This window comes from Paenibacillus diazotrophicus (assembly GCF_042610465.1).
Window position 1 is genome coordinate 1 of the sequence record NZ_JBGJZN010000003.1, and the last position, 18,600, is coordinate 18,600.

Here is an 18,600-nt window from a genome sequence, read left to right on the forward strand (position 1 = left end):
GCGTTCGTCCTGAGCCAGGATCAAACTCTCCAAATTGGTATTTAGAAAGAGCGATTGCTCATTTTGAAACATCTGACGAGAATTTTCATTCTCTATTTTTGGATCTCACTTGCGTGAAATCCCACTCACTCGTTGTTCAGTTTTCAAAGATCAAGCTCGTTGTCGGCGCCGTTTATCTCGTCACCAGCAACTCTTATAATATATCATGTCCGACCGATGAATGCAAGCTCTTTTTTTAACTTCATTTCGAGCTCGGCGTTACTAATTCTTGGCCGGAATAAGAATATACCATGTACAGATTTTGATTGCAAGCTTTATTTTATTATTAATATACCTAATAAAAATGACTGCTCCTTTCTTAACCACCCAATGTTGCGCAGCAAGAAGAGAAACAGTCTCATAGCACAAACAAATCTGATTGCCTCAAGCAATAATTTCTTGTATATACAACTCTCGCTCCAGCATTAAGTTAACAATCGCACCTTCCACTTGTACCATAGGGCGTGTGGGATTACTGCGGTCCGTAAAAATAATCTCACCATGGCGACCATCACTAAGACGTATTCTTGTACCGTTATATAAGTTGGTTGTTTTCTGAATGAACGTCTGGACAATGACTGGATCCAGTTTGCCAAAGCTCTCTGTAAGCAGCTGCTCCAATACGAGATAAGGGGACTGCGCCTTTCTATAGGCCTTCACGAGTGTCATGGCATGGAATATATCTGCTACCGCCACAATCTTGGCATAGAAGTGGATCTGACTGCCTTCCATATGAAGCGGATAACCCGAGCCATCAATCTTCTCATGATGCTGCAACGCAGCCAGTCGAACGCCTTCATTGATAGCTGTTACATTACGCAGTAGCTGGTATCCATAAGTGGTATGCCTGCGAACTTCCTCTATCTCAGAAGCACTCAAGGGCGTTGGTTTCTGGAGCAGGTCAGCATCTACCTTTACGTTACCTATATCATGAAGCAAGCCTGCAAAAGCACACTGCATCCAATCCTTTTGGGGATATCCACACCATTGGGCAATCTTATAGGAGGTTAAGGCAGAGAGTACCGCATTGTGATAATTATATTCCTGTTCCAAAAGAACGCGTGGTGCAAATTTCAATACATGATAGTCCTTCAAGTAGCTGATTAGTGACTCTAACTGACTTCGTAATTCCAATATAGGTAGTGGGGCGGCAGCAGCTGAAGCATAGCTTTTCTTAACAAGTGCCACCATCTTCTCATACTCATCGTGAAGCGGAGAATTGCTTTTGGCCAGTTGAGACTCATTGATTACAGCACCGGATTTAGTGGAAACTGTCTGCTTCGTGGCTTTGGCTGTTTCAAGAGGATTATTTTCCCCCTGAGAACCTTCAATCTCTACTTGTTGAATCAAGAAGGCCTGCAAAATTTCAATGTCCCTCGGTAGTATAATTTTACCTTTGGTGAAGAGGACCCCACCCAAGGGTGTGACCACATCTTTAATAATTTTTGTACCTGCCTTAATTTCCCCTACGGATATGCTTGGCATACATTCAGCCCCTCTGTTTCAGTGACACTTGTGTTCAGTGATTTTATTTCCCTAATTATAGTATGGATAACCTCAAGCGACTAGATGGACAAGGCGTTTCCTGAAAATTAATTCCTATTATTAGTTCACTTCAACCCCATGTATGTAAAAAGAGCATGAGTCTCTGCAAGCAGAAACCCACACTCTTCATAATAATTTTATTCGAGGTTATCTTCGTCACCATCGGAGATAGGTTCGGACTGTCCTTCTTCAACAGTTTCTTCTGCTGCTGTATCCAAGTTGTCGTCACCAGTCTCTTGTTCGGAGAACTCATCCTCTTCATTCTTGTCAGCTCTGCAGAGCGTAGCCACTGCATCATCTTCACGGATATTAATCAGCTTAACCCCTTGTGCATAACGGCCCATGGTAGAAATGCCATCCATGCTGGTACGGATCAGAGTACCGCTCGTCGTAATGATCATGAGATCCTCATCTTTTTTGACAACCTTCAGTCCAACTACCGGACCGTTCTTGTCAGTAAGATTAATGGTCTTGATTCCCTTGCCACCACGGGTTTGAGAGCGATAGTCGATGGCAGGGGTACGTTTGCCATAACCCTTGGTGGTTACAATCAGTACCTCAAGCTCCTTATCTACACAATCCATCCCTATGACCTGATCATTGTTATCCAGTGAAATACCTTTAACCCCGGTTGCGCTGCGTCCCATAGAACGAACATCATTCTCAGAGAACGTAATCGACATCCCACGTGCTGTACCGATAATCAGATTCTGCTCACCATCTGTCAGCTTCACCTCGATCAGTGAATCCTCTTCACGGAGATTGATCGCAATCAATCCACCTTTGCGGATATTGTTGTAATCCTCAAGAGGTGTCTTCTTCACGATCCCTTCCCGGGTAGCAAAGAACAGATATTTATCGCTGTCCGCATCTTCGACTTGGATTACAGCACTAATCTTCTCACCCTGTTCAATCTGAATCAGGTTGATGATTGGCGTCCCCCGTGCAGTGCGTCCCAGCTCCGGAATTTCATAGGCTTTGATCCGGTAGACCTTACCTTTATCGGTAAAGAACATCAGATAATTGTGGGAATTGCTCACAAAGAGATGCTCCACAAAGTCTTGATCTTTGGTATCCATCCCAATAACACCACGGCCTCCGCGCTTCTGGCTGCGGTAAGTGCTAACTGGTAGACGCTTGATATAACCGGTATGTGTAATGGTAATAACAACCTCTTCACGCGGAATCAGATCCTCATCGAGGATACTTTCTTCCCCAACCGTGATTTCCGTACGGCGGTCATCAGAATACTTATCCCGAATCTCCTGAAGCTCATTGCTGATAATCTCCAGAACCAAATGCTCATTAGCCAGAATTTCGCGATACTCAGCGATCTTGGCCAAAAGCTCATTATACTCATTCTCAATCTTTTCCCGTTCCAACCCGGTCAGGCGCTGCATCCGCATGTCGAGAATGGCCTGCGCCTGTTCTATGCTTAGGCTGAAGGTGCTCATTAAGCCATCGCGTGCAATATCCGTAGTACGGGAAGCACGGATTAGGGCAATAACCTCATCCAAATGATCCAAGGCGATCCGAAGGCCTTCCAGGATATGTGCCCGAGCTTCAGCCTTCTTGAGATCAAAAATAGTCCGGCGACGGATAACTTCGATCTGGTGCTGCAAGTAGTGATAAAGCACATCACGGAGATTAAGAATCTTCGGTTCGTTATTAACGATAGCCAGCATGTTAATTCCAAATGTAGACTGCATCGAGGTGTGTTTGTACAGATTGTTCAGCACAACGCTCGGATTCACATCACGTCTCATCTCAACAACTACACGCATACCATTGCGGTCGGATTCATCACGCAGATCTGTAATGCCTTCAATCCGTTTTTCACGAACTAATTCAGCAATTTTTTCTACCAATCTGGCTTTGTTGACCTGGTAAGGCAGCTCACTAACAATAATCCGTGCTTTTCCGTTATTCTCTTCGATATTTGCTTTGGCCCGCATCGTAACCGATCCGCGGCCAGTTCGATAGGCTTGCCGGATACCTTCACGTCCTAAAATATAACCGGCGGTCGGGAAATCCGGGCCTTGAATATATTCCATGAGCTCCATGGGTGTAATATCAGGATTCTTAATCATGGCCTGTACACCATCAATAACCTCTCCCATATTATGAGGAGGAATATTGGTAGCCATACCAACAGCGATACCCGATACCCCATTTACAAGTAGGTTTGGATAACGGGCTGGCAATACTACCGGCTCATTCTCTTCACCATCATAGTTGGGTGCGAAATCCACTGTTTCTTTATTCAGATCGCGAAGCATTTCTCCGGCAATTTTGGAGAGCCTAGCTTCGGTATACCGCATTGCAGCAGCCATATCCCCATCAATGGAACCAAAGTTTCCGTGACCATCCACGAGCATATACCGCATTGAGAAATCCTGCGCCATACGTACCATCGTTTCATAAACAGCAGAGTCCCCGTGAGGATGATACTTACCAATTACCTCACCGACGATTCTCGCTGACTTCTTATGAGGTTTATCGGCAAACATTCCAAGTTCCGACATCGCAAACAAAATGCGTCGGTGGACAGGCTTAAGTCCGTCCCGCACATCCGGCAAAGCCCGGCTCACAATGATGCTCATCGCGTAATCCATAAAGGATTCGCGCATTTCCACACCAATGTCCCGATCTTTGACTTGCGGGTTATTTTGTTCAGCCATGAGTTGCTGGACCTCCTTCAGTTAAAAACCGCTACCCTTTATTATATTACTTTCACAAAAGTAGCACAATTAAACATGATAGCCTTTTATCTTCTAAAATGATTTCTTTTAGCGGAATACGGGTATACGCCCTCTCCGCAATTCTCTTCAGCACATAGACTGTACAGACAAGATGAATGTGCTTATATCCCTTTTTTTGTCTCAAAAGACATAGCCCCATATCCTTATATTATACCACTGTTTGTGTGGCTTGTCCTGACATTTCCGTATGCATAGTGCCAAACCCAATGTACATGAGACCAGTTTTTATGACTAGCAGATGAGTAATGGATCAGTTGCTTGTAATATTTTGAAGGAGGTAGATCATGAGCATTCAGCGGGTATCCAGCAAATGGGCCAAGACGAAAGTCATTCTGAAAAACCGCCAGTTGGCTGTATTCATCCCCGACACGCGCAAATATAGTCAAGAGGCGTTAATAGAACTACTTGGGATCTATGGAACGGTATATATTAAGCCAGATCGCGGCACTTACGGCAATGGTGTAATGAGGGCAGAACAACGCACGGTTCATTTAAGCCCAGCTGACCAACAGCCAGGTACTGATTGCTCTCCAAACCCTGAAATCGTAAGTACCGAAAAAATTGTTGAACCAAAGGTAATCTATATCCTTCGCTATGCAAAAGATGCAGAAGCCTTTTCGTCACTGCAAGAGCTACATGCAGCTTTATTGCCACGGATTAAGGGCCGTATCTATTTGATCCAGCAGGGTATTGATCTACTCTGTCATCAGGAACTGCCTTTTGATCTAAGGGTACTTACACAAAAAAACTTGTCAGGGGCATGGGAAACCACGGGAATACTGGGGAGAGTAGCAGCTCCACAAAAAGTCGTCACCAACTATCATAGTGGAGGCAGCATTCTTACTGTCCACAATCTGCTTAAAGAGCATATGGGTCCTTTGGAACTGAAAGCGACCATTCAGCAGTTGAAATCCTTAGGAGTAAAAATAGCCGCTCAGTTAGAAACCGCTTATCCGGATCTTAAAGAGATTGGACTTGATGTGGCTTTGGATCCGCATCACGATCTCTGGCTACTCGAGGTCAATACACTCCCATCCATTATTGTGTTCAGCAGATTTCAGAATAAAGCGATTTACCGCAAAATCCGCCTTTATGCCGCAGCATACGGCAGACTGAAGAGAAGCCGCACCTTGGTTCACCGGCACAAATAGAATAAAAGACCATAAAAAAGAGAACCTCCGCTCTCTCCTATTCATTACAAACAGAGAAAACGGAGGTTCACTATAACCACCAACAAATATTAGATATCCAGGTTTCGTACGGACTGCGCATGCTCCTGAATGAACTCCCGACGTGGCTCAACGTTGTCGCCCATCAGCGTATCGAAAATTCCATCAGCCAAAATGGCATCCTCAATGGTGACCTGCAACATCATGCGGGTCTCAGGATCCATAGTCGTATCCCAAAGCTGTGTCGCATTCATTTCTCCAAGACCTTTGTAGCGCTGAACGTTGACTTTAACATTCTCACCAAAGGTCGCAATAATCTCATCCCGTTCCTTCTCAGTTTGAGCATAGCGGATGACCTTGTTACGCTCAATCTTGAACAGTGGCGGCTGAGCGATATAAATATAACCTGCTTCGATTATCTTTCGCATGTAGCGATAGAAGAACGTCAGCAGCAAAGTTCTGATATGTGCTCCGTCGACATCCGCATCGGTCATAATGACAACCTTATGGTAACGGGCTTTTGACAAATCAAAGTCATCACTGATGCCAGTTCCCAGAGCTGTAATAATCGCCCGAATTTCAGCATTGGACAATATACGGTCGAGGCGTGCCTTCTCCACGTTCAGGATTTTCCCCCGAAGCGGCAGAATCGCCTGGAAATGACGGTCACGGCCCTGCTTGGCGGAGCCGCCAGCGGAGTCCCCTTCGACGATATACAATTCGCTGATAGAGGCATCCTTGGAAGAACAGTCAGCCAGCTTGCCCGGCAGAGCACTAACTTCAAGTGCACTCTTGCGGCGGGTCAGCTCACGGGCTTTGCGGGCTGCTTCGCGGGCACGGGAAGCCTGCATTGATTTCTCCAGTACGCGCCGGGATACTGCCGGGTTCTCTTCCAAAAATTCCTGCAGTTTTTCTCCGAAAAGGGATTCCACGATACCGCGCACTTCACTATTGCCAAGCTTGGTTTTGGTCTGTCCTTCGAATTGTGGCTCAGGAATTTTGACGGAAATGATCGCCGTTAAACCTTCACGTACATCATCACCAGTCAGGTTGGAGCTGCTATCTTTGATTACACCGGTTTTACGGGCATAATCATTAATGATTCTTGTTAATGCACTCTTGAAGCCGGATTCATGAGTCCCGCCCTCATGTGTATTAATATTATTTGCAAATGAGTAAATGTTCTCTGTATAGGAGTCGTTGTACTGTAGAGCGACTTCTACCGCAATCATATCACGCGAGCCTTCAACGTAAATCGGGTTCTCGTGCAGTGCTTCTTTTTTCTCATTGAGATATTTCACATATTCAACGATACCGCCATCGTATTTGAACACATTGGATGCGCCTGTTCGTTCATCCAGCAGCGAAAGCTCAATACCTTTGTTCAGAAAAGCTAATTCACGAACACGGGTAAGTAGTGTGGAATACTCAAACACAGTCGTTTCTGTGAAAATCTCCGGATCCGGATGGAACGTTGTAGTTGTACCTGTCTCCTCGGTATCACCGATAACCCTGATGTCATATTGCGGAGCACCGCGTCTATATTCCTGCTGGTAGATATGACCGTCACGTTTGACGTTCACAACTACCTTCTCGGACAAGGCATTCACGACAGATATCCCTACTCCGTGCAGACCGCCTGATACTTTATATCCGCCACCGCCGAATTTCCCACCCGCGTGCAGGACAGTCATAACGACTTCGAGCGTTGACTTCTTCAGCTTCACATTCTCACCAACAGGGATACCCCGGCCGTTATCAATTACAGTAACACTATTATCCTCGTGAATGATCACTTGAATCCGGTCGCAATAGCCTGCCAGCGCCTCATCGATACTATTATCGACTACCTCCCAGACCAAATGATGCAGACCTTTGGCGCTGGTAGAGCCGATGTACATGCCGGGACGTTTCCGAACTGCCTCCAGTCCTTCCAGTACCTGAATCTGGCTCTCATCATATGTCGGTTGATTCATTGACATGCCTTCACCTACTTCTTTCAGATTATCTCTTGTGCATCATACAATATTATATTTCCAACAAGATTTTGGCTCGTTTTTTGAGAGTGGAGGAAGAAATAGGGGAGTAATATACCGTGTTTTTGGTTACGACAATGGACTTCGCTTCCTCTTCACCGATTCGTTCCAGTTTTTTGTCCTGCTCGGAATGAACAATGAACTGCTTCGATACCTTAGAGGATTTCTCAATCGAGATATCAAATATAGCAATTAACTCTGAGGATCGAATAATCTTTTCTCCGCCCAAATGAATATACATAGTCTTCCTCCGCTCTTAAATCTCCACTTTGCCGTCATGCACATGATATAGGCTTGCGCCCTTTAATTTATCGGCACTCAGACTTTCTACCCCGGTGGCGGTGATAAAGGTCTGCACCTTGCTTTGAAAAGTTTCGATAAGCTGGGTCTGACGATAGGGATCAAGTTCAGACAAAACATCATCAAGAAGCAGCACAGGATACTCTCCGATCTCCTCATGGATCAGCTCAATTTCCGCCAGCTTGAGCGATAAAGCTGCCGTGCGTTGCTGCCCTTGGGAACCGTATACCTGAGCTTCTCTTCCGTTGATAAAAAAGGACAGGTCATCCCTATGGGGACCCGTCAGCGTCATGCCGCGTCTGATTTCCTGATCTCTCGTTTGTGATAACTTTAACATAAAATTGTCTAATAAGACAGCTTCATCTTCCATCTCACGCTCACCAAAAGAGGGAACATACAGTAGTTTCAGCTCTTCTCCACCATTCGTAATCCCCCGGTGAATGCTTTCTGCCCAAATTTGCAGCTTCTTTATGAATTGTTTCCTTTTTTTGACGATTTTAACACCATGTTCTACAAGTTGGGCATCCCAAATCTCTAGAAGCTCTTTGCCAGCAGCTTCTTTTCCCCAAAGCTGTTTCAGCAGGTTGCCTCTCTGGAGCAGGACCTTCTGGTATTGCTGCAGATGAAACAGGTAGCCCGGCTGAACTTGGCCGATTTCCATATCGAGAAACCGGCGCCGGATGCCTGGCGTTCCTTTGACAATTTCGAGATCCTCTGGAGCGAACATGACTACGTTCAAAGAGCCGATAAACTCACTCAGCCTGCGCTGCTCCAGTCCATTAATTCTGGCTTTTTTCCCACCAGTAGTCAGGGTCAGCTCCAGCTTCAAATCCCCGTATTTACGTTCTACCTCGGCCACAATCTGCGCGGAGCCTGCTGGTGCGTCAAAGGAAATTAGCTCCTTGTCTTTGGAGGTTCGGTGACTCTTGGTCATTGCCAGCACGAATAGTGCCTCCATGAGGTTGGTTTTGCCTTGGGCGTTCTGACCAAGGATCAGATTTACATCGCCCAGATTCTCCAGACGCAGCAGCCCGTAATTGCGGTAATGCTGCAGACCGATATTTTTGACAAACACGAAGCTGTGCCTCCCCGAAGTATTACTCTTTTATTCCGCCGCCTTCAACCTCAAAAACGCCGTTATCCTGAACCTCTATTTTATCACCCGGGTACAGCTTTCTTCCACGCCGATCTTCTTTTTCTCCGTTAACCCGTACGAGTCCTTCCTGGAGCAGGGCTTTGGCCATTCCCCCTGTGGATACACAATCAGAGAGTTTTAAAAACTGGTCGAGCTTAATGTATCCACTGTGGATAAGTATTTTTTTCATGATTTTCGTCCTTTCAGCCACTTATCCACATGTGCATGGAGCGGCATTAATTCGTAGTCCGGTATGGGAGAATTACATAAAGACTTTGGCTTTCATCCAGTGGTTTAAGGATAATCGGGCTCATCATTCCGGTAAAAGCAATTACGAGCTGCTCACTTTCCACTACCTTGAGCACATCCAGCATATATTTGGAGTTGAAGGAAATCTTAAGCGGTTCGCCTTTAAAATCAATGACTTCCAGCTCTTCACGTACCTTACCCAGCTCCGATGAGCTGGATGAAATTTCAATATCGCCATTATCCAGCGTTTGCATACGAACAATGTTTGTTTTCTCCTCGCGGGACAACAAATAAGCACGGTCAATGGATTCGCTGAGTTTTTTTGTATCCAAAGTTAGTTCTGTTTTATAGGCAGTCGGAATAATTCTAGAAGTATCAGGATAAATTCCGTCCAGGATCCGTGAATAGAACAGCACCTTATCGATCTTGAACAGCACCTGGTTGTCGGCTACTACAATATCCACCAGCATATTCTGGTCCGGAATAATTTTACTGAGTTCATTCAACGTTTTACCGGCAATAACAACATTAGCAAATTGGACACTTTCGGTACCTTCCAGATGTGCAGCTCTTGTCGCCAGACGGTGGCGGTCGGTGGCTGTGAACTTGAATTCATTATCGCTAAGGTTCCACAGAATCCCTGTCAGAATAGGAGTTGTCTCCTGGGTAGAGATGGAGAAAGCCGTTTGTTTGATCATATTCTTCAGCAAATCACCAGGCATTGAGATGGTCTCGTTCTCCTCAATACTAGGCAGCACAGGGAATTCCTCTGGGTCAAGGCCGACGATTTGAATCTCGGTGGAACCGGAAGAGATATAGGTTTGAAAGCCTTCCTTGACTTCCATGTGAATTTCTTTGGAGGGAAGCTTCTTGATAATCTCAACGAAGAACTTGGCTGGAAGCACAACACTTCCGGGCTGCTCGACTTTTACAATCGTATGGCTGTCATCTTCTGCAGGAATGAAGGATTGGATGGAGATATCCGTATCGCTGGCAGTCAAGGTAACTCCCTGATGGCTGACTTCAAACTTGATGCCGGTCAGAATCGGGATGGTGGTTCTGCTGGAGATTGCCTTGGATACGTGACCTATCGATTCGTTGAGTTCATTTTTAAGAATGCTTATTTTCATGATTTCACTCCTAGCTGAAAAATTGGGAATTCGGTGATGGTCTTACTCTTTGAAACTCGCCTTTTAGAAGATGAATTATTATAGTTATTTATTAGTATTAGTAGTAGGGGCTCCGTTTATGTGGATAACCCCGAAAACAGCATAAAATTAAGCCTACCCACATGTGTATAGATTGTGTATAGGCTCTTTGTTCCTCTTAGGAAGGATTTTTAATTTTCTCCGCAAGATTATTTACCACTTTGTACAACTCCTGGTCTACCTTTAATGACTGTGTAATCTTCTCATGGGCGTGAATAACGGTTGTATGGTCTCGCCCTCCGAAAGCTTCTCCGATCTTAGGCAGCGAATAATCCGTTAACTCCCGGGAAAGGTACATGGCGATCTGTCTTGGAAAAGCTACAGCCTTCGTGCGTTTACGCGCTTTGAAGTCTTCCATGCGTAAATTGTAATATTCGCCGACTTTTTGCTGAATATCATTGATTGTGATCATCTTCGGCCGGCTGGAAGGGATAATATCCTTAAGTGCTTCGGCTGCCAGATGAGTCGTTACATCCTGGTTGGTCAGGGAAGAATAGGCGACTACGCGAATAAGTGCACCTTCCAGTTCCCTAATATTCGTATCGATCTGATTGGCAATGTACATCATTGCTTCATTCGGAATATCGAGGTTCTCTGCCTTGGCTTTCTTACGCAGAATGGCAATACGCGTCTCCAGGTCCGGCGGCTGAATGTCGGTGATGAGTCCCCATTCAAACCGGGAGCGCAGCCGTTCTTCCAATGTGGGAATTTCCTTTGGTGGACGGTCGCTGGAGATGATAATTTGTTTGCGTTCTTCGTGCAAAGCATTGAACGTATGGAAAAATTCCTCCTGCGTTGACTCTTTGCCGGCGAGGAATTGAATGTCGTCAATGAGCAAAATGTCAACATTGCGGTACTTGTTACGGAAGCTTTCACCGCGGTTATCACGGATGGAATTGATGAATTCATTCGTGAATTTCTCGGACGAGATGTAGATAACCTTATTGTTCGGGTTATGTTCAAGCACATAGTGTCCGATTGCATGCATTAAATGGGTTTTTCCTAATCCCACGCCTCCGTACAAAAACAGGGGATTGTAAGCTTTGGCTGGTGCTTCGGCTACTGCAAGTGAGGCAGCATGTGCAAAACGGTTGCCTGAACCAATGACGAACGTATCAAAAGTGTACTTGGGATTAAGCAGATGGGTCTGCGCTTCTTCACGCGATACCGCTGGAGAAGGGGCCATTTGTTGAACTACAGGCTCAGCCGGTTTGTTCTCCTCAATGACAAATTTGACCTCAACTTGCTCTCCGGTAACTTCATAAACCGTAGCTCCTACCAATTTTGTATAACGACTTTCCAGCCATTCTACGGCAAAGGTTGTAGGCGCCGAGATGATTAGAGCCTGAGGGCCGAAAGTAAGCGCCTTCGTGGCCTTAAACCAGGTATCAAAGCTCGGCTTGCTTAGTTTGGTTTGAATAATCGATAAAATTTGCTGCCATAATTCGGAAGTATGGCTGTCCACAGACTGTCACTCCTTTAAATCTTCCAAATGTGGCATCAGCCATGAAGTGGAAATGTCGAAGAAAATGGGTTGGTGCTGAATCTTATCCCCAATAGGCAATATATAGAGACAAAAAAATATGGATAAATTTGAATTGTTCACAACTTTATCCACAGCTTGTTGATAATATAGGGAACAAACAAATCTATTCACATTCAAAAGTAATACCATCATAGCAAAACCACCCTTGTTTTTCAATGTGCACAGCCATTTTATCCACAAATTCAATCACTTGTGTATAATTATTAAGAACAACACTAGATATTGTTGATAATTTGTTTACCGTTCGACAGTTTCCGTCACGACCCCAAAATTTTTATACACAGGTTATTCGAAGCTGTGAGCATCCGGTTTGTTTTTTAATCACAGGTGGATAACTGTAAAACGCTGTGGATTATTTTTAATCCTGAGAATTGTGGATAAAGGCAGTGAAAATGAGGATGCGTAAAGGTAAGTAGACAAGGTTGACTTTTGTGCGGATTGTGTGATTTAATATATAAAGGTGTTTTCTGTGAGGATATGTCTCCAAATTAAAATGATAATACTTGTAGATACTGTCCCTACTTCAAGGACGGCTTAGTCCGTTTCTGCTTATATGACAGTAATTATGATCCTGTAAGGGAGGTGCAATACATGAGACCGACGTTCAAACCGAATGTGAGCAAACGCAAGAAGGTGCATGGTTTCCGCAAAAGAATGAGCACGAAAAACGGCCGTAAAGTGCTGGCAGCCCGCCGCCTGAAAGGCAGAAAAGTTTTGAGTGCGTAAGTTAGGCCACTTAGGGACCACTGCTGTGGTCCTTTTTTAAATGTTAGGGACGTATGATTTACACCCATAAATTAATTACTTCCTTATATACCGTCAGATGCGGTTCTCTTTTAATAAACTACAAGGGTAACCGTTTCTTATTAATTGTATGGAATTATTCAGCTCTGCAGAGGAATACGCCTAAGACAGCGTTGCTATACTTTGCCGGGCTTTTTTTAATGTAAGAATATAATTGATGTAGCGGATAGAAGTGTTCAGAACCAGAGCTGTTTATGTCAGCTTGCCGATGAGTATACTAATTAGAAGATAAAATTCCGGAGGACTGTAAGTCCGGTCTATGAATAGGAGATTCCCGTGCACAAAAGTTTACGATTACGAAACCGTGCCGACTTCAGCCGCGTATACCGCCATGGGAAGTCATTTGCCAATCATCAGTTCGTAGTGTATTGGTTCAGCAGAAGAGAGGTGGAGCGGTTCCGGCTTGGAGTGTCGGTCAGTAAGAAGGTCGGAAACGCGGTTGTTCGCAATCGGATGCGACGGCTCGTCAAAGAGATTGTCAGACATCATGAACCGGAAATTTCCGGAGGGATTGATATGGTGTTTATCGTAAGAAAAGGAGCACTCTCCAAGGATTATGCTGAACTGGAGAAAAGCGTTCTTCATGTGCTTCGCAAAGCCAAGCTGCTCAAGGCTTCACGAGCGTAATAGGGGCTGAATGGGCTTGTTTATTTGTATTCATAAATATGGTATGATTTACGATGCAATGGAATGTTTAAGAGAGGGGTTTTGAAGTGTCTCTATTGAAGACTAAACGAGGAAAATGGTTTCTTCTCCTCGGTGTAATGGTATTGATGATTGCTGTTCTGTCGGGGTGCTCTCCGTCGTCAACAACTGTAACTCACACTACGGAGGATTTGAAGCACGGAAGTTTCTGGCAGAGTAATGTGGTTTATTATTTTGCCACAGCCTTGGATACCTTTGCTAAATGGTTTAATGGACAATATGGTTTGGCCGTCCTTGTAATGGTTATCATTGTCCGTACAATCATCCTGCCGCTTACGATGAAACAGGTAAAAAGCTCGCGTGCGATGCAGGCTATTCAACCGGAACTCGAGAAAATCAAGAAAAAATATAAAGATACACCTGAAAAGGTACAGCAAGAAACGATGCGCCTATTCCAGGAGAACAAGGTTAACCCAATGGCCGGCTGTCTGCCGCTGATTGTGCAAATGCCGATCTTTATCGCGCTTTACAATTCGATTTATTATAACCCGTCTCTTCGTGAGCACTCGTTCCTGTGGTTACAGCTCGGGAAGCCAGATCATCTGTTCATCCTTCCGCTCTTGGCAGCAGCGACTACGTTCCTGCAAACCCGGATGATGACCAAGATGAATCCTGTACAACAGCAGGGCCCTATGCAGTTCATGATGATGGTATATCCAGTTCTAATTTTCATCATGTCCTACAACTTCCCATCAGCACTTCCGCTGTATTGGTTCTACAGTAACTTGTATACCATTATTCAGAACTATTTCTTATACCGCAACAATGACAAAGCCAAATTGGCTGTTGCTACTGCTGGTGCAGGCACCGGTAGTGCCAAAGAAGTCAATCTGGTGAAGGGTAAGAATAACTCCGCTCGTAAGGATGTTACTCCTGCTGCAAAAGGCAACAGCAGCAAAGGGAATAAGGAGGCCAAAAAGTCAAAATGAGCAAAGTCGTCGCGACAGGGAAAACCATTGAAGAAGCTGTAGAACGTGGCCTTAATCAGCTTGGAGTTCAGAAGGACCGGGTATCGGTCAACGTACTGGAACAGCCATCAAAAGGATTCCTGGGATTGATCGGTGCGAAGGGTGCCAAGGTCGAATTGACTTTGATTGCCGAAGCCGCACCGACAACAGCGGCGAGTGCTCCGTCACTGTCTCAGCAGTCAACAAGAGAGAGCAAACCAGAGGCTGCCGGCGGTGTACCACGCCTAGATTCCGGACATCCGGTAGAGGATGCTTACCAAGAAGCTGTTCAGTTCATTGTGGATGTCGCCAAGAGCATGGGGCTCGAGGTGGAAGTAGAAATCGTTCATACCAAGGAATCGACTGTTCTGCAAATATCCGGTCCGGATCTAGGGCTGCTTATCGGTAGAAGAGGACAAACTCTTGACGCTTTGCAGTATTTGGCTAATATTGTTGCTAACCGATATTCCGATAGTTTTATCCGGCTTGTACTGGATGCGGAGAATTTCCGCGAACGCCGGAAGAAGACGCTGGAAGAACTGGCTGACCGCTTGGCAGGACGAGTTGTTCGTACCCGCAAAGAGGTTGTGCTTGAGCCGATGTCCCCTCAGGAACGGAAGATTATTCACTCCAGATTACAGGATCATCGGCAGGTTAATACACTCAGTAAGGGTGAAGAACCGAACCGCCGGGTCGTTATCACATTAAAGTAGAGACTATAGTGCCGCAATGACTCCTTGACCAATGAAAGGGGTCATTGTTTTTTTGGAATACAAGACTATAATTATTCATTCAGCGGGAGCTGAAGTGCAGAACACATTGAGGTGAATAGAGTATGCTTAGTGACACCATCGCTGCTGTATCTACAGCATTAGGCGAAGGAGGAATTGCAATTATTCGTGTTAGCGGTCCTCAGGCGATTTCCCAGGTGGCTCCATTGTTTCGCAGTAAGACACCGCTGACAGAAGTAGAATCGCATACCGTTCATTACGGGCATATCATCAGCCCTGAAGATGGAGAGCGAATGGAAGAGGTGTTGGTCACTGTAATGAAGGGACCACGTTCTTTTACTACTGAGGATGTAGTTGAGATTAGTGCCCATGGGGGTGTGATCTCGGTTCGGAGAGTAATGGATTTGTTACTGCAGCAGGATATTAGGCTTGCGGAGCCTGGGGAGTTCACCAAGCGTGCATTCTTGGGCGGACGTATTGATCTATCCCAAGCGGAGGCGGTAATTGATCTGATCCGTTCAAAGTCGGACCGGGCTTTTTCGGTTGCACTGAAGCAGGTCAGCGGCTCCTTGTCCGAACGTATTCACTCACTCCGCCATACCCTTATTGAAACACTGGCTCATATCGAAGTGAATATTGATTATCCTGAACATGATGTAGAATCTTTGACTGCTGAATTTATCAAAGATAAAAGCACAGAGGTTATGGAAGGCATCAACAGACTGCTGAAAACAGCAAACGAAGGGAAAATACTGCGCGAAGGTATTACGACTGCGATTGTTGGTCGTCCTAATGTTGGCAAGTCTTCTTTACTTAACGCTCTGGCCCGTGACAACAAAGCGATTGTAACCGATATTCCTGGAACAACGCGTGATGTTATTGAAGAGTATGTAACCATTAACAATATCCCGCTAAAGCTGCTGGATACTGCCGGAATTCGTGAAACAATGGATATTGTGGAGAAGATCGGTGTTGAACGCTCCAAGGCGGCATTTAGTGATGCGGATCTTATCCTACTTGTACTGAATGCAGCGGATGAGCTGCACGAGGATGAATTGGCATTAATGGAACAAATCCAAGGTAGACAAGCACTAGTGATCATGAATAAAATGGACTTACCTTCGCGCTTAGACAAAGACAGATTGCTCTCCTATTTCAGCGAATCCAGCATTGTTCCGATGTCTGTGTTGGAGGAGGAAGGGTTAGATAAGCTGGAGGAAGCCATATCCGGGCTCTTTTTTGAAGGTAAGCTTGAATCAGGGGATCTAACTTATGTAAGCAATGTGAGACATATTGCGCTGCTCAAAAAGGCTTACAAATCGTTGCTGGATGCTTATGAGGCTGCCGATATGCATATTCCTATAGATATGATTCAGATTGATGTCCGCCTTGCTTGGGAGCAGCTCGGAGAGATCATAGGAGACACTGCTGCTGATTCGCTCCTGGATCAAATCTTCTCACAATTTTGCTTGGGTAAATAATTACGCTTGTTGAGCGTATCTACTATAAAAATACAATCTAGGAGGTAACACCTAATGAACTATGATGGAGGCAGCTATGACGTAGTGGTCATTGGCGCAGGCCATGCTGGCTGCGAAGCTGCACTTGCCGCAGCACGAATGGGCTGTCGCACGCTGATGATTACAATCAATCTGGACATGGTAGCCTTCATGCCATGCAATCCGTCCATTGGCGGTCCTGCCAAAGGGCATGTTGTACGTGAGATCGATGCACTTGGCGGTGAAATGGGACGCAATATTGATAAGACCTTTATCCAGCTACGTATGCTTAACACCGGTAAAGGTCCTGCTGTGCATGCTCTTCGTGCGCAAGCAGACAAATTCCTTTATCAGCACGCGATGAAGGAAACAATGGAGAAGACACCAAATCTGACGCTTCGTCAGGGAATGGTGGAGGAACTTATTGTTGAAGATGGAAAAGTTGCCGGTGTCATCACAAAGACAGGAACGGTATATCATAGTAAAACAGTCATTTTGACTACAGGAACCTATCTGCGTGGCAAAGTGATTATGGGAGAGTTAACTTACGAGAGCGGTCCGAACAATCAGCAGCCGTCCGTTAGACTTTCCGAGAATTTGCGTGAACTTGGGTTTGATCTTGTGCGCTTTAAGACGGGGACACCTCCGCGGGTGCATAAGGATACCATTGATTTTTCCAAGACCGAAATTCAGCCAGGAGATGAGAAGCCTAAGTTCTTTTCCTTCGAAACCAAATCATCTGATAATGAACAGTTGCCCTGCTGGCTGACCTACACTTCTGAGGTTACTCATCAGATCATTAACGATAATCTACACCGCGCTCCGATGTTCACAGGTATTATTGAAGGAACGGGTCCAAGATATTGTCCTTCCATTGAAGACAAGGTTGTGCGGTTTAGCGATAAATCACAGCATCAAATTTTCCTAGAACCAGAAGGGAAAAATACAGCTGAATACTACGTCCAAGGATTATCGACCAGCCTTCCCGAAGATGTTCAGTTGGCCGTGTTACGTTCTATTCCTGGGATGGAAAAGGTTGAAATGATGCGTAATGGTTATGCGATTGAATATGATGCAATGGTTCCTACCCAGCTTTGGCCTTCACTTGAAACTAAGCGTCTGCCGGGACTTTTCACAGCTGGACAGATTAATGGAACCTCGGGTTATGAGGAAGCAGCAGGACAAGGCGTCATTGCCGGTATTAATGCAGCGCGTAAGGTGCAGGAGAAAGATCCGGTTGTATTGGATCGTTCACAAGGATATATTGGGGTTCTGATTGACGATCTGGTCACCAAAGGAACCAATGAGCCTTACCGGCTGTTAACCTCACGCGCAGAATATCGTCTATTGCTTCGTCATGATAATGCGGACCTTCGCTTAACGCCAATAGGTTATGATATTGGTCTAATTCCAAAACAGCGTTATGAAGCCTTTCTGGAGAAAAAGGAACGGGTAGAGCATGAAATCATTCGTCTTCGGGAAACTAAGGTGAAACCTATTGATGTCAATTCTACACTTGCTGAATTCGAATCTGCTCCAATTGTAGATGGAAGCAACCTTCTTACATTGATGCGGCGCCCAGAACTTACTTATAGCTTTGTAGACCAAGTGTCACCTTCTGCTGAAGATTTAGATGAAGAAATGAAGGAACAGGTGGAAATACAAATCAAATATGCCGGATATATTGAAAAACAACTTCAGCATGTGGAAAAGCTGCAGAAAATGGAGAAAAAGAAGATCCCAGACGATATCAATTACAATGAAATTCACGGATTGGCTATGGAAGCCCGGCAAAAGCTAACGAAGATTGCTCCTATCTCTATTGGTCAGGCATCCCGAATTTCCGGGGTAACTCCAGCTGACATTTCAATACTTCTTGTACACTTGGAGCACTATAACCGTGTAACGGCAGCGAAAGGATAATT

16 protein-coding genes are annotated in these 18,600 nt (G+C 45.2%); 8 read left to right on the top strand and 8 right to left on the bottom strand.

The features are described from left to right. The coding region (locus ACAN54_RS14185; protein ID WP_379155921.1) for a hypothetical protein at positions 1-239 on the top strand (239 nt) is incomplete at its 5' end. 184 nt (positions 240-423) lie between these two features. On the opposite strand, the gene ACAN54_RS14190 is transcribed toward ACAN54_RS14185, so the two are convergent. Next, the gene (locus ACAN54_RS14190) at positions 424-1,524 is read right to left on the bottom strand and encodes an HD-GYP domain-containing protein (protein WP_379155924.1); all 1,101 of its coding nucleotides are present in this window, start codon (positions 1,522-1,524) and stop codon (positions 424-426) included. A gap of 197 nt (positions 1,525-1,721) precedes the next feature. Then, positions 1,722-4,265 (bottom strand): DNA gyrase subunit A, encoded by a 2,544-nt coding sequence (gene gyrA, locus ACAN54_RS14195; protein ID WP_379155927.1) that lies wholly within the window; start codon positions 4,263-4,265, stop codon positions 1,722-1,724. Positions 4,266-4,630: 365 nt separating this feature from the next. On the opposite strand from gyrA, the gene ACAN54_RS14200 reads away from it, so the two are divergent. Then, positions 4,631-5,497, top strand: coding sequence for a YheC/YheD family protein (locus ACAN54_RS14200; RefSeq protein ID WP_379155930.1), 867 nt, complete (start codon positions 4,631-4,633; stop codon positions 5,495-5,497). A gap of 89 nt (positions 5,498-5,586) precedes the next feature. On the opposite strand, the gene gyrB is transcribed toward ACAN54_RS14200, so the two are convergent. The 6 genes from gyrB to dnaA form a co-directional block, all read right to left on the bottom strand. Continuing rightward, the gene (gene gyrB, locus ACAN54_RS14205; RefSeq protein WP_379155933.1) at positions 5,587-7,497 is read right to left on the bottom strand and encodes a DNA topoisomerase (ATP-hydrolyzing) subunit B; all 1,911 of its coding nucleotides are present in this window, start codon (positions 7,495-7,497) and stop codon (positions 5,587-5,589) included. Between the two features lie 46 nt (positions 7,498-7,543). Further along, the gene (remB, locus tag ACAN54_RS14210; protein ID WP_020425573.1) at positions 7,544-7,792 is read right to left on the bottom strand and encodes an extracellular matrix regulator RemB; all 249 of its coding nucleotides are present in this window, start codon (positions 7,790-7,792) and stop codon (positions 7,544-7,546) included. A 15-nt stretch (positions 7,793-7,807) separates the two neighbouring features. Further along, complete coding sequence (recF, locus tag ACAN54_RS14215) at positions 7,808-8,926, bottom strand: DNA replication/repair protein RecF (protein WP_379155937.1); 1,119 nt, start codon at positions 8,924-8,926, stop codon at positions 7,808-7,810. 22 nt (positions 8,927-8,948) lie between these two features. After that, on the bottom strand, positions 8,949-9,176 hold the full coding sequence (yaaA, locus tag ACAN54_RS14220; protein WP_379155940.1) for a S4 domain-containing protein YaaA: 228 nt from the start codon (positions 9,174-9,176) through the stop codon (positions 8,949-8,951). A gap of 46 nt (positions 9,177-9,222) precedes the next feature. Continuing rightward, the gene (gene dnaN / locus ACAN54_RS14225) at positions 9,223-10,365 is read right to left on the bottom strand and encodes a DNA polymerase III subunit beta (RefSeq protein WP_379155943.1); all 1,143 of its coding nucleotides are present in this window, start codon (positions 10,363-10,365) and stop codon (positions 9,223-9,225) included. Between the two features lie 196 nt (positions 10,366-10,561). Further along, positions 10,562-11,908, bottom strand: coding sequence for a chromosomal replication initiator protein DnaA (gene dnaA / locus ACAN54_RS14230; RefSeq protein ID WP_379155946.1), 1,347 nt, complete (start codon positions 11,906-11,908; stop codon positions 10,562-10,564). A 672-nt stretch (positions 11,909-12,580) separates the two neighbouring features. Here dnaA and rpmH point away from each other — a divergent pair. From rpmH to mnmG, 6 genes are all read left to right on the top strand, one after another. Then, complete coding sequence (gene rpmH / locus ACAN54_RS14235; RefSeq protein ID WP_019914530.1) at positions 12,581-12,715, top strand: 50S ribosomal protein L34; 135 nt, start codon at positions 12,581-12,583, stop codon at positions 12,713-12,715. Positions 12,716-13,069: 354 nt separating this feature from the next. Continuing rightward, positions 13,070-13,420, top strand: a complete 351-nt coding sequence (rnpA, locus tag ACAN54_RS14240; RefSeq protein ID WP_074086485.1) for a ribonuclease P protein component — start codon at positions 13,070-13,072, stop codon at positions 13,418-13,420. 86 nt (positions 13,421-13,506) lie between these two features. Then, the gene (locus tag ACAN54_RS14245) at positions 13,507-14,427 is read left to right on the top strand and encodes a YidC/Oxa1 family membrane protein insertase (protein WP_379155950.1); all 921 of its coding nucleotides are present in this window, start codon (positions 13,507-13,509) and stop codon (positions 14,425-14,427) included. Further along, the gene (jag, locus tag ACAN54_RS14250) at positions 14,424-15,158 is read left to right on the top strand and encodes an RNA-binding cell elongation regulator Jag/EloR (protein WP_379155954.1); all 735 of its coding nucleotides are present in this window, start codon (positions 14,424-14,426) and stop codon (positions 15,156-15,158) included. Before ACAN54_RS14245 ends, jag begins: the two co-directional genes overlap by 4 nt. Before the next feature lie 122 nt (positions 15,159-15,280). Further along, complete coding sequence (gene mnmE / locus ACAN54_RS14255; protein ID WP_379155957.1) at positions 15,281-16,657, top strand: tRNA uridine-5-carboxymethylaminomethyl(34) synthesis GTPase MnmE; 1,377 nt, start codon at positions 15,281-15,283, stop codon at positions 16,655-16,657. A 54-nt stretch (positions 16,658-16,711) separates the two neighbouring features. Then, a complete protein-coding gene (gene mnmG, locus ACAN54_RS14260) occupies positions 16,712-18,598 on the top strand; it encodes a tRNA uridine-5-carboxymethylaminomethyl(34) synthesis enzyme MnmG (protein ID WP_379155960.1) in 1,887 nt (628 codons plus the stop codon). Positions 18,599-18,600 lie beyond the last annotated feature (2 nt).